This is a genomic window from Pseudomonas sp. 5Vm1k, from assembly GCF_056161485.1.
This window is the reverse complement of record NZ_JBSPCZ010000005.1, coordinates 424,418-436,787: the sequence shown is the minus strand read 5'-3', so window position 1 is coordinate 436,787 and position 12,370 is coordinate 424,418. Positions and strand designations below refer to the sequence as shown.

Here is a 12,370-nt window from a genome sequence, read left to right as displayed (position 1 = left end):
GCGGGCTTGCTCGCGAAGGCGGAGTGTCAGCCTCCTTAAATGTTGAATGACACACCGTATTCGCGAGCAAGCCCGCTCCCACAGGGGGATCGCGTCACACTGCAAAACTTACTGGTACAAGGACTCCAACATGCTCGCTCTGCCATGGCTCTACCTGGCACTCCTCTCTATCGGCTATGCCCTGGCCCTGATCTACGGCCAACTCGGCTGGCTGGCGGTTATTTCTGTCGCCTTGCTGCTGTTCGCCGGTTTCGCCGTGCGCCAGCAAAAGATCCAGGCCGGTCGCTACATCGGCTACGGTTTGTTCATCGTCTTGGCGTTGGCGCTGGCGATGCACTGGCTGCCCGGTTTTTATAATGGTCGCGGCATCGACCCGCAGCGCTTCACCGACGATGCCGTGCCGTTTTCGATGTACCTGAACCAGGACAAACCGCTGATTGGTTTCTGGTTGTTGCTGGTCTGCCCGTGGATTGTTGGCCGGCGCTCGCTGAGGCTGTCGATTTACGCCACCGCGCTGGCGCTGACACTAAGCGTCGTGCTCGCCCTCGGCGGTGCGCTGTTGCTGGGCATGATCAGTTGGGCGCCGAAATGGCCGGACCAGGCCTGGCTCTGGGTGGCGAACAACCTGCTACTGGTGACGCTGGTGGAGGAAGCGCTGTTTCGCGGCTACATCCAGGGCGGTCTCAGCCGGCGCTTCAAAAATCTGCCCTACGGCGAAAACCTCGCCCTGCTGCTGGCCTCGCTGTTGTTCGGCATGGCGCACCTGGGCGCCGGTTGGCAATGGGTGTTACTGGCGAGCCTGGCGGGGGTCGGCTATGGTCTGGCCTATCGATTTGGCGGGTTGGGTGCGGCCATCGCCACCCATTTTGGCTTGAACCTGCTGCATTTCGGTCTCTTCACCTACCCGATGCTCGCCGGCTGACGCAACGGTCGTTTTGCGACGCGCCGCTGATTATTGAAATTTAATTTCAATAAATCCCTGACCACGCCGACAACCTCTCAAAGCCTCACGGATTGAAATAGCCATGCGTAACAACCAACCCATTACACAACGCGAACGGACCTTCCCGGCTCAGCAACGGTTGATTTCTACAACCGACGCAAAAGGCGTGATCACCTACTGCAACGACGCTTTCGTCGAAATCAGTGGTTTTTCCCGTGAGGAGCTGATCCGTGCGCCGCACAACCTGGTTCGTCACCCTGACGTGCCGGCGGCGGTATTCGCGCACATGTGGGGTACTTTGAAACAAGGCTTGCCATGGATGGGCATTGTCAAGAATCGCTGCAAGACCGGTGATCATTACTGGGTTAACGCCTATGTAACACCGGTTTTCGAAGGTAATCAGGTGGTCGGTTACGAATCGGTGCGGATCAAACCCACTGCCGAACAGATCCGCCGGGCCGAAGCGCTCTACCAGCGCATCAACCAGGGCAAGTCGGCGATTCCTTCGACGGACAAATGGCTGCCGGTCCTGCAGGACTGGGTGCCGTTCATTCTGGTCAGCCAACTGAGCTTCATGATCGGTGCCTCGCTCAACTCCCATTGGGGGTTTGCCCTGGCTGCCGGCCTTTCGGTGCCATTGGGCCTGCTGGGCCTGAGCTGGCAACAGCGCGGTCTCAAGCGCCTGCTGGTCCTGGCCGGGCAAACCACTTCCGACCCACTGATCGCGCAGATGTACACCGACAGCCGTGGCGCCCAGGCGCGTCTGGAAATGTCGATCCTCAGCCAGGAAGCGCGTCTGAAAACCTGCCTGACCCGTCTGCAGGACACCGCCGAGCACCTGACCGAACAAGCGAAGCAGTCCGACACCCTGGCGCACAACAGCTCCAACGGCCTGGAACGTCAACGCGTCGAAACCGAGCAAGTGGCCACCGCCGTCAATCAAATGGCCGCGACCACCCAGGAAGTCGCCAGCCACGTGCAACGCACGGCGGATGCCACCCAGGAAGCCAATCGCCTGACCAGTCGCGGTCGCGACATCGCCGGGGAAACCCGCGACGCCATCCAGCGCCTGTCGGTGGTGGTCGGTGAAACTGGCCAGACCGTGACCCAACTGGCCAAGGACAGCGATGAAATCGGTGGCGTGGTCGATGTGATCAAAGGCATCGCGGACCAGACCAACCTGCTGGCACTCAATGCCGCCATCGAAGCGGCGCGCGCCGGTGAAATGGGCCGCGGTTTCGCGGTCGTCGCGGACGAAGTGCGACAACTGGCGCAACGCACCAGCGAGTCCACCGGGCAGATTCATGCGCTGATCGCCAAGCTGCAACAGACTGCCAACACTGCCGTGCAAACCATGGACGCCGGGCATCGCCAGGCTGAAGAAGGTGTGGCGCGGGTCTTGGAAGCGGATCAGGCACTGATCGGCATCAGCGAAGCGGTGGCCCACATCACCGACATGACCACGCAGATTGCTGCGGCAACTGAAGAGCAAAGCTCGGTGGCCGAAGAAATCAGCCGCAACATCAGCAACATCTCGCAACTGGCAGACCAGACCTCGGAACAGGCTCAACACTCGGCGTTGCTGAGTGAAGAACTGACCAAGACGGCCAATACCCAGTATTCGTTGGTGGAGCGGTTTAACCGCTGATTGTTACGCCTCTCTGGAGGCGGGACGCGAAGCGTCCCAGGCGGCATTCCCACGCAGAGCGAGGGAACGATCAACCCGGATAGCGATTGCTTCCGGGTTTTTTATTGCCCATTTGAAAGTGATGTCGGCTGCCAGGGCCCCTTCGCGGGCAAGCCTCGCTCCTACGGGTTATGCATCGCTCATGCAGACGCCAATAACCTGTAGGAGCGAGGCTTGCCCGCGAAGAGGCCATTCGCTACACCGCACAAATCACTGAAGAAACGAAGCCACCTTCTTCGCCGCTGCCGCCAAATGCTGCTCATGGCTAAACCCGGACGCCTTCAACGGCTTCAAGTCGTGATCCCCCGCCACCAGCCAAAACACTTCGATACTCGGCGATAACGTATAGGCCTCAACCGCCTCACGATTGCCCAACGCGTCCCGCTCCCCCTGCACGATCAGGGTCCGGGTCTTCAGCCCGGCCAGATGCTCGACCCGAGGTTTCTCCGGTTTGCCCACCGCGTAGAACGGATAGCCCAGGCACACCAGCGCATCCGCGCCTAATTCATCTGCCAGCAGACTGGCCATCCGCCCGCCCATGGACTTGCCGCCAATGGCCAAACGCCCAGTGACATGGCGTCGCACCAAGGCATACACCTCACGCCAGCATTCCAGCAGTTTCGGCGCAGGGTTCGGGGGACGTTTACCGCCATCGAGGCGCCGTTGCGCCATGTACGGAAACTCGAAACGCAACACGTTGACACCCTGTGCGGCAAGGCGTGCAGCCATGTCGTTCATCCAGCCACTGTCCATCGGTGCACCAGCGCCGTGGGCGAGGATCAGCGTTGTCGATGAAGGCGCCGAGGCGGCGTCCCACAGCCAGCCATGTTCGGCCACGCACTGCGCCCATTGATCCCCGTCAATACTGGCCTTGTGCTCTTTGTTCATGCTTGCCTCGCTTTTAGTCTGCCTATAACTCCAGGCGAAGGGAGCGCTTGCCTTGCGGCTTACTCGCAAAGACAGGCCTTCACTTCGGCTGAACCGTGGATGGGGAACCATGAACACTTCTATCAGTACCGCCTACAACTACAAGGTGGTCCGCCAATTCGCCATTATGACGGTGGTGTGGGGCATCGTCGGCATGGGTCTCGGGGTTTTTCTCGCGGCTCAATTGGTCTGGCCCGAACTCAACTTCAATTTGCCGTGGACCAGTTTCGGTCGCCTGCGCCCGTTGCACACCAACGCGGTGATCTTCGCTTTTGGCGGTTGCGCCCTGTTCGCCAGTTCGTTCTATTCGGTGCAGCGCACCTGCCAGACCCAACTGTTTGCACCGAAAATCGCCCAGTTCTGTTTCTGGGGCTGGCAACTGGTGATTGTCCTCGCAGCCGTCAGCCTGCCGCTGGGTTACACCAGTTCCAAGGAATACGCAGAGCTGGAATGGCCGATCGACATCCTGATCACCATCGTCTGGGTCGCCTACGCCATCGTGTTCTTCGGCACGCTGGCCAAGCGCAAGACCAAGCACATCTACGTCGGCAACTGGTTCTTCGGTGCCTTCATCGTCACCGTGGCGATCCTGCACATCGTCAACAACCTGGAAATCCCGGTCAGCTGGACCAAGTCCTACTCGCTGTATGGCGGCGCAACTGACGCCATGGTGCAGTGGTGGTACGGCCACAACGCGGTGGGTTTCTTCCTGACCGCCGGCTTCCTCGGGATGATGTACTACTTCGTGCCGAAACAGGCCGAGCGTCCGGTGTACTCGTATCGCTTGTCGATCGTGCACTTCTGGGCCCTGATCACCCTGTACATCTGGGCCGGCCCGCACCACTTGCACTACACCGCGCTGCCGGACTGGGCGCAGTCGCTGGGCATGGTGATGTCGCTGATCCTGCTGGCGCCAAGCTGGGGCGGGATGATCAACGGGATGATGACGCTCTCGGGCGCCTGGCATAAGTTGCGCAGCGACCCGATCCTGCGCTTCCTGGTGGTCTCCCTCGCGTTCTACGGCATGTCGACCTTCGAAGGGCCGATGATGGCGATCAAGACTGTGAACGCCCTCTCCCACTACACCGACTGGACCATCGGCCACGTTCATGCCGGCGCGCTCGGCTGGGTGGCGATGATTTCCATCGGCGCGCTGTACCACATGATCCCGAAAATCTTCGGCCGCCAGCAGATGCACAGCATCGGCTTGATCAACGCACACTTCTGGCTCGCGACCATCGGCACCGTCCTGTACATCGCTTCGATGTGGGTCAACGGCATCGCCCAGGGCCTCATGTGGCGCGCAGTCAACGAAGACGGCACGCTGACCTACTCCTTCGTCGAAACCCTGGTGGCCAGCCACCCAGGCTTCGTCGTGCGGTTGGTGGGCGGTGCGATCTTCTTCAGCGGCATGTTGCTGATGGCCTACAACACCTGGCGCACCGTGCGGGCCTCGCAGCCTGCCGAAGCCGCCGCTGCCGCGCAGATGGCCTGAGGAGTCCGCCATGAAACACGAAACAATCGAGAAAAACGTCGGCCTGCTGCTGTTGCTGATGATCCTTGCCGTGAGCATCGGCGGTCTGACCCAGATCGTTCCGCTGTTCTTCCAGGACGTGACCAATAAACCGGTGGAAGGCATGAAGCCCTACACCGCGCTGCAACTGGAAGGTCGTGACATTTACATCCGCGAAGGCTGCGTCGGTTGCCACTCGCAGATGATCCGGCCGTTTCGCGCCGAAACCGAACGCTACGGGCACTACTCGGTGGCCGGTGAAAGCGTCTGGGATCACCCGTTCCTGTGGGGCTCCAAGCGCACCGGGCCGGACCTGGCACGGGTCGGCGGGCGCTACTCCGAAGACTGGCACCGCGCGCACCTGTACAACCCGCGCAACGTGGTGCCGGAATCGAAAATGCCGGGCTATCCATGGCTGGTCGCCAATCAGCTCGACAGCAGCCACACCGAAACCAAAATCAAGGCCATGCGCACCCTCGGCGTGCCGTACACCGACGGCGACATCAGCGGTGCAGTCGCCTCGCTGAAGGGCAAGACCGAGATGGACGCGCTGGTCGCCTACCTGCAAGTGCTCGGCACTGCCATCAAGAGCAAGAGGTGAGCCATGCCCTTTGAATTAAGCAGTGGAATGATCCGCGGCCTCGGCACGGTCGTGGTGTTCGTGGCCTTCGTCGGCCTGGCGTTGTGGGTGTTCAACGGTAAGCGCAGCCCGGAATTCGCCGAAGCGCGTTTGCTGCCGTTCGCCGATGAGCCGTTACCCGACGACGCCACCCAAGAACCTGAAACAAGGAGTACCCGGCCATGACCACCTTCTGGAGTACGTGGATCTGCGTACTGACCATCGGCAGCCTGATCGGCCTGACCTGGTTGCTGATCGGCACCCGCAAGGGCGAAACCAAGGGCAGCGTCGACCAGACCATGGGCCACAGCTTCGACGGCATCGAGGAGTACGACAACCCGTTGCCACAGTGGTGGTTCATGCTGTTCGCCGGCACGCTGGTGTTTGCCGTGGGTTATCTGGTCCTGTATCCGGGCCTGGGCAACTGGAAAGGCATCCTGCCCGGCTACGAGGACGGCTGGACCGGCGTTCACGAGTGGGAAAAGGAGATGAACAAGGCAGACGCCAAGTTCGGACCGATCTTCGCCAAATTCGCCGCCATGCCCGTAGAAGAAGTGGCCAAGGACCCGCAAGCGCTGAAAATGGGTGGTCGCCTGTTTGCCTCCAACTGTGCGGTGTGCCACGGCTCGGATGCCAAGGGCGCCTTCGGCTTCCCGAACCTGGCCGACAGCGACTGGCGTTGGGGCGGCGATGCCGACATGATCAAAACCACGATCATGGGCGGGCGCATGGCGGCGATGCCGGCCTGGGGTGAAATCCTCGGTGAGGCTGGCGTGAAAAACGTCGCCGCGTATGTGCGTCACGAACTGGCCGGCCTGCCGCTGCCCGCCGACAGCAACGCAGACGTGCAAGCCGGACAGCAACTGTTCAGCACCACGTGCGTAGCCTGTCATGGGGCAAACGGCCACGGCACTGAAGCCATGGGCGCGCCGAACCTGACGCACCCGGCCGGATTTATCTACGGTTCAAGCCTGGCGCAACTGCAACAAACCATACGTCATGGCCGCCAGGGCCATATGCCGGCGCAGAACGAACTGCTCGGCAACGATAAGGTGCAATTGCTGGCAGCTTACGTTTTCAGCTTGTCCCACGGTGTCAGCACCGAGCGCTTGCAGGCTGAAGGCAAAAACGAATAATTCTTGACCGCTCTGCTGCCGCATTCTCCCGGATGCGGCAGTTCCCTGCTTCTTTGCGACCCATTGTCGCACCCTCAATTAGTCTCCCTTTCGAATCCCTTGATTCGGGTCTACGCTTGCTCGATGCGGACTGGCAACGAGCCGGTTCCAGGTCGACCTTAGCCGATGTGTTCGACGAATCTGCTCGATGACAGGCCGCAAAGGCTGGTAGATACCGGCTGTCGTGCAAATTGCCTTCTGTCACCTGAACCTTGCGTTTGAACACACCCCGTTACAACTGACCTGAACCCCTCGCCTTTTTCTTCCGCTGCGACATTTTGTCCGGGGGCAATTTTGTCCTTACGCGGCGCATGGAAAGGCCGCAGAATCAGCTTTTGAAAGCATTGACCCAGGTCATGGTGCGTTGCAATGACCCCCTGCTTTCTACATACTTGCGGCCGATTTTTACTCCTAATAAAACACCCAAACCGTGGAACCTTAGAATGAGCACAGCAATCAGTCCGACTGCTTATAACTATAAGGTAGTCCGCCAGTTCGCCATCATGACGGTGGTCTGGGGGATCCTTGGCATGGGGCTTGGTGTCTTCATCGCCTCACAGCTTGTATGGCCGGAATTGAACTTCGGTCTGCCGTGGACGACTTTTGGACGCTTACGCCCGTTGCACACCAACCTGGTGATTTTCGCCTTCGGTGGTTGTGCACTGTTTGCCACTTCTTATTACGTCGTGCAGCGAACCTGCCAAACGCGACTGATTTCCGACAGCCTCGCGGCCTTCCACTTCTGGGGTTGGCAAGCGGTGATCATCGGCGCCATCGTGACCTTGCCGCTGGGTTACACCACCACCAAGGAATACGCCGAACTGGAATGGCCCCTGGCTATTCTGCTGGCCATCGTCTGGGTCGTTTACGGTCTGGTGTTCTTCGGCACCATCGTCAAGCGCAAGACCAAGCACATCTATGTGGGTAACTGGTTCTACGGTGCCTTCATTGTCGTGACCGCGATGTTGCACATCGTCAACCACATGTCGCTGCCGGTCAGCCTGTTCAAGTCCTACTCGGCTTACGCCGGTGCGACTGACGCGATGATCCAGTGGTGGTACGGCCACAATGCAGTGGGCTTCTTCCTGACCACCGGCTTCCTGGGGATGATGTATTACTTCGTTCCGAAGCAGGCCGAGCGTCCGATCTACTCCTATCGCTTGTCCATCGTGCACTTCTGGGCGCTGATCACCCTGTACATCTGGGCCGGTCCGCACCACTTGCACTACACCGCACTGCCGGATTGGGCGCAGTCCCTGGGCATGGCGATGTCGATCATCCTGCTGGCACCAAGCTGGGGCGGCATGATCAACGGCATGATGACCCTGTCGGGCGCCTGGCATAAGCTGCGCACCGACCCGATCCTGCGCTTCCTCGTGGTATCGCTGGCGTTCTACGGCATGTCGACCTTCGAAGGCCCGATGATGGCCATCAAGACCGTCAACTCGCTCTCGCACTACACCGACTGGACCATCGGCCACGTACACGCCGGCGCGCTCGGCTGGGTGGCGATGATCTCGATCGGCGCGATCTACCACATGATCCCGAAACTGTTCGGTCGCGCGCAGATGCACAGCATCGGCCTGATCAACACGCACTTCTGGCTCGCGACCATCGGTACCGTTCTGTACATCGCTTCGATGTGGGTCAACGGCATCACCCAGGGTCTGATGTGGCGTGCAATCAACGACGACGGCACCCTCACCTACTCGTTCGTCGAAGCGCTGCAAGCCAGCCACCCTGGCTACATCGTTCGCGCCCTGGGCGGTGCGTTCTTTGCCAGCGGCATGCTGTTCATGGCCTACAACGTATGGCGTACCGTACGTGCCTCGAACCCGGCTGAAGCCGAAGCCGCCGCTCAGATTGCTGTAGTTGGAGCTCACTGATGAAGCATGAAGCAGTCGAGAAGAACATTGGCCTGCTGGCCTTCTTCATGGTCATCGCCGTCAGCATCGGCGGCCTGACCCAGATCGTTCCGCTGTTTTTCCAGGACGTCACCAACAAGCCGGTTGAAGGCATGAAGCCTCGCCCCGCGCTTGAAGTCGAAGGACGCGACGTCTTTATCGCCAACGGTTGTGTCGGCTGCCACTCGCAGATGATCCGCCCGTTCCGTGCTGAAACCGAACGTTACGGCCACTACTCGGTCGCCGGTGAAAGCGTCTGGGATCACCCATTCCTGTGGGGTTCCAAGCGTACCGGTCCGGACTTGGCCCGCGTCGGCGGTCGTTACTCCGATGACTGGCAGCGTGCGCACTTGTACAACCCGCGCAACGTGGTGCCTGAGTCGAAAATGCCGGCCTACCCGTTCCTCGTGGAAAACAAGCTCGACGGCAAAGACACCGCCAAGAAACTGGAAGTCTTGCGTACGCTCGGCGTCCCTTACACCGACGAAGACATCGCCGGCGCCAAGGATGCTGTGAAGGGCAAAACCGAAATGGACGCGCTGGTGGCCTATCTGCAAGGCCTGGGCACCATCATCAAAAGCAAACGGTGATTTAGATGGATATCGGGATGATTCGTGGCCTGGGCACCGTTGTTGTGATGGTGGCCTTCATCGGTCTGGCGTTGTGGGTGTTCAGCCCCAAGCGCAAGTCGGAGTTTGAAGACGCGACCTTGCTGCCTTTCGCGGATGATCCCGAAGCCATCAAGCACGTCGAGCAAGCTTCTAGGAGTAACAAAGAATGACTACGTTCTGGAGTCTGTACGTCACAGTCCTCAGTCTGGGTACGATCTTCGCCCTGACCTGGCTGCTGCTGTCCACCCGCAAGGGCCAGCGCAGCGAAGCCACCGAAGAGACTGTTGGCCACTCCTTCGACGGGATCGAGGAGTACGACAACCCACTGCCGAAATGGTGGTTCATGTTGTTCGTGGGCACCATCATCTTCGCCTTGGGCTACCTGGTGCTGTATCCAGGCCTGGGTAACTGGAAAGGCCTGCTGCCGGGCTACAACTACCTCGATAACGACAAGCAAACCGCGTTCGCCAACGGCCAGACCGGCTGGACCGGCGTTCACGAGTGGGAAAAGGAAATGGCCAAGTCGGACGCCAAGTTCGGCCCGATCTTCGCCAAATTCGCTTCCATGCCGATCGAAGAAGTCGCCAAGGACCCGCAAGCCCTGAAGATGGGTGGCCGCCTGTTCGCCTCCAACTGCTCGGTCTGCCACGGTTCCGACGCCAAGGGCGCTTATGGCTTCCCTAACCTGACCGACGCCGACTGGCGTTGGGGCGGCGAGCCGGAAACCATCAAGACCACCATCATGGGCGGCCGTCATGCGGTCATGCCGGCGTGGGCTGAAGTGATCGGCGAGCAAGGCGTGGCGGACGTTGCCTCGTTCGTACTGACCAACCTCGATGGCCGCAAGCTGCCGGAAGGCGCCAAGGCCGACCCGGTTGCCGGGCAAAAACTGTTCGCCGCCAACTGCGCGGTATGCCACGGCCCGGAAGGCAAAGGTACGCCAGCGATGGGCGCGCCTAACCTGACCCACCCGGCGGCGTTCATCTACGGTTCGAGCTTCGCGCAACTGCAGCAGACCATCCGTTACGGCCGTCAGGGCCAGATGCCTGCGCAAGAACAGCTGCAAGGCAACGACAAGGTTCACCTGCTGGCCGCTTACGTCTACAGCTTGTCTCACGGTGAGAAAGCTCCGGCGGCGGATGCCCAGTAAGGCAAACGCTTGAAGCAACAAAAAACGGCCCCGCCCATGTGAATTGGCGGGGCCGTTTTGTTTATGGCCTATGCTCGATCTGTGCTTGATCTGTAGGAGCTGCCGAAGGCTGCGATCTTTTGATCTTGCCTGTGGATAAGAGCGAAGATCAAAAGATCGCAGCCTTCGGCAGCTCCTACGCCAATCGGTAAGTCGCGGTCATGAAAGGAAACAGGATTGACCGTCCCACTGCGAAATCTCGTCCATAATTCACAAGTCAATTGATTCAAGTCATTACACCATCAATTGATTTCCCCCAACGCGACCAAAGGTCGCACCCTTGAGCTAGAGCGACAGGCGTATCATTGCGCCACTGCAACACCTCTTTTTGACCGCGGTCGGCACGTACTGACCGAGGCATTTTTCCACTGCCGTGGGATGCAATGATGAGCAATCAGATTCCGGTACACGACGTTACCCCGCCTGCCAAGAACGCGAACAACAGCGTTGACCTCTACGCCTCTCGAGAAAAGATCTACACCCGCGCCTTCACCGGCCTGTTCCGTAACCTACGGATGATGGGCGGCGCCGGTTTGTTCCTGCTGTATTTCGGTACGGTGTGGTTGAACTGGGGCGGCCACCAGGCCGTCTGGTGGAACCTGCCGGAACGTAAATTCTTCATTTTTGGCGCGACCTTCTGGCCCCAGGATTTCATCCTGCTCTCGGGCCTGCTGATCATCAGCGCCTTCGGCCTGTTCTTCATTACCGTGTACGCCGGGCGCGTCTGGTGCGGCTATACCTGCCCGCAAAGCGTCTGGACCTGGATTTTCATGTGGTGCGAGAAGGTCACCGAAGGCGACCGCAACCAGCGCATCAAACTCGACAAGGCGCCGATGAGCGCCAACAAGTTCCTGCGCAAGCTCAGCAAGCACAGCCTGTGGCTGTTGATCGGCTTCGTCACCGGCATGACCTTCGTCGGTTACTTCTCGCCGATCCGTGAGTTGACCATCGACTTCTTCACCGGCGAGGCCGATGGCTGGTCGTACTTCTGGGTCGGTTTCTTCACCCTCGCCACCTACGGCAATGCCGGCTGGTTGCGCGAACAGGTGTGCATCTACATGTGCCCGTATGCGCGCTTTCAGAGCGTGATGTTCGACAAGGACACCCTGATCGTCTCCTACGATCCACGTCGCGGTGAATCCCGTGGCCCGCGCAAAAAAGGCGTGGACTACAAGGCCCAGGGCCTGGGCGATTGCATCGACTGCACCATGTGCGTCCAGGTCTGCCCGACCGGCATCGACATCCGCGACGGCCTGCAAATCGAATGCATCGGTTGCGCCGCATGCATCGATGCCTGCGACAGCATCATGGACAAGATGGACTACCCGCGAGGGCTGATCAGCTACACCACCGAACACAACCTGTCCGGGCAGAAAACCCATAAACTGCGCCCGCGCCTGATCGGCTATGCGGTGGTGCTGCTGACCATGATCGGCTTGCTGGTGACCGCGTTCTTCATGCGCTCCTTGGTGGGCTTCGACGTCAGCAAGGACCGTGTGCTGTACCGCGAGAACGCCGAAGGCCGGATCGAAAACGTCTACAGCCTGAAGATCATGAACAAGGACCAGCGCGACCACACCTACCTGCTGGAAGCCAGCGGCCTGCCGGACCTCAAGCTGCAAGGCAAGCGCGAGATAAAAGTCGCCGCCGGGGAAATTTTCAGCCAGCCGGTGGAGCTGTCCAGCGCACCGGAGCAATTGCCATCGAGCACCAATGAGGTGAAATTCACCCTCAAGGATGCCGATGACAACAGTGTCCACGTTGAAGCCAAGAGCCGATTCATCGGCCCACAAATTCGTTGA

12 protein-coding genes are annotated in these 12,370 nt (G+C 59.8%); 11 read left to right on the top strand and 1 reads right to left on the bottom strand.

The window, feature by feature from the left end:
* Nucleotides 1-130 precede the first annotated feature (130 nt).
* Together ACWIKB_RS13410 and ACWIKB_RS13405 are read left to right on the top strand one after the other, a co-directional pair.
* Nucleotides 131-922: a lysostaphin resistance A-like protein gene (locus tag ACWIKB_RS13410; protein WP_475267363.1), complete on the top strand. Its 792-nt coding sequence runs from the start codon at nucleotides 131-133 to the stop codon at nucleotides 920-922.
* A gap of 103 nt (nucleotides 923-1,025) precedes the next feature.
* The gene (locus ACWIKB_RS13405; RefSeq protein ID WP_475267361.1) at nucleotides 1,026-2,591 is read left to right on the top strand and encodes a methyl-accepting chemotaxis protein; all 1,566 of its coding nucleotides are present in this window, start codon (nucleotides 1,026-1,028) and stop codon (nucleotides 2,589-2,591) included.
* A gap of 249 nt (nucleotides 2,592-2,840) precedes the next feature.
* Here ACWIKB_RS13405 and ACWIKB_RS13400 read toward each other — a convergent pair whose 3' ends face one another.
* Nucleotides 2,841-3,518: an alpha/beta family hydrolase gene (locus tag ACWIKB_RS13400; RefSeq protein WP_475267359.1), complete on the bottom strand. Its 678-nt coding sequence runs from the start codon at nucleotides 3,516-3,518 to the stop codon at nucleotides 2,841-2,843.
* 109 nt (nucleotides 3,519-3,627) lie between these two features.
* Between ACWIKB_RS13400 and ccoN (ACWIKB_RS13395) the strand changes: the two genes are divergently transcribed.
* From ccoN (ACWIKB_RS13395) to ccoG, 9 genes are all read left to right on the top strand, one after another.
* Entirely contained in the window at nucleotides 3,628-5,052 is a 1,425-nt protein-coding gene (gene ccoN / locus ACWIKB_RS13395) for a cytochrome-c oxidase, cbb3-type subunit I (RefSeq protein ID WP_475267357.1), read from the top strand.
* A gap of 10 nt (nucleotides 5,053-5,062) precedes the next feature.
* Nucleotides 5,063-5,671 (top strand): cytochrome-c oxidase, cbb3-type subunit II, encoded by a 609-nt coding sequence (ccoO, locus tag ACWIKB_RS13390; protein ID WP_475267355.1) that lies wholly within the window; start codon nucleotides 5,063-5,065, stop codon nucleotides 5,669-5,671.
* 3 nt (nucleotides 5,672-5,674) lie between these two features.
* On the top strand, nucleotides 5,675-5,875 hold the full coding sequence (locus tag ACWIKB_RS13385) for a cbb3-type cytochrome oxidase subunit 3 (protein ID WP_475267354.1): 201 nt from the start codon (nucleotides 5,675-5,677) through the stop codon (nucleotides 5,873-5,875).
* Complete coding sequence (ccoP, locus tag ACWIKB_RS13380) at nucleotides 5,872-6,825, top strand: cytochrome-c oxidase, cbb3-type subunit III (RefSeq protein WP_475267352.1); 954 nt, start codon at nucleotides 5,872-5,874, stop codon at nucleotides 6,823-6,825. The genes ACWIKB_RS13385 and ccoP (ACWIKB_RS13380) overlap by 4 nt, the downstream gene beginning before the upstream one ends.
* A gap of 482 nt (nucleotides 6,826-7,307) precedes the next feature.
* Nucleotides 7,308-8,750, top strand: a complete 1,443-nt coding sequence (gene ccoN, locus ACWIKB_RS13375) for a cytochrome-c oxidase, cbb3-type subunit I (RefSeq protein ID WP_475267351.1) — start codon at nucleotides 7,308-7,310, stop codon at nucleotides 8,748-8,750.
* Nucleotides 8,750-9,358, top strand: coding sequence for a cytochrome-c oxidase, cbb3-type subunit II (gene ccoO, locus ACWIKB_RS13370; RefSeq protein WP_054054085.1), 609 nt, complete (start codon nucleotides 8,750-8,752; stop codon nucleotides 9,356-9,358). Before ccoN (ACWIKB_RS13375) ends, ccoO (ACWIKB_RS13370) begins: the two co-directional genes overlap by 1 nt.
* 5 nt (nucleotides 9,359-9,363) lie before the next feature.
* Nucleotides 9,364-9,549: a CcoQ/FixQ family Cbb3-type cytochrome c oxidase assembly chaperone gene (locus ACWIKB_RS13365; RefSeq protein ID WP_003175465.1), complete on the top strand. Its 186-nt coding sequence runs from the start codon at nucleotides 9,364-9,366 to the stop codon at nucleotides 9,547-9,549.
* A complete protein-coding gene (gene ccoP / locus ACWIKB_RS13360) occupies nucleotides 9,546-10,529 on the top strand; it encodes a cytochrome-c oxidase, cbb3-type subunit III (RefSeq protein WP_475267350.1) in 984 nt (327 codons plus the stop codon). The genes ACWIKB_RS13365 and ccoP (ACWIKB_RS13360) overlap by 4 nt, the downstream gene beginning before the upstream one ends.
* A 425-nt stretch (nucleotides 10,530-10,954) precedes the next feature.
* Nucleotides 10,955-12,370 (top strand): cytochrome c oxidase accessory protein CcoG, encoded by a 1,416-nt coding sequence (ccoG, locus tag ACWIKB_RS13355; protein ID WP_475267348.1) that lies wholly within the window; start codon nucleotides 10,955-10,957, stop codon nucleotides 12,368-12,370.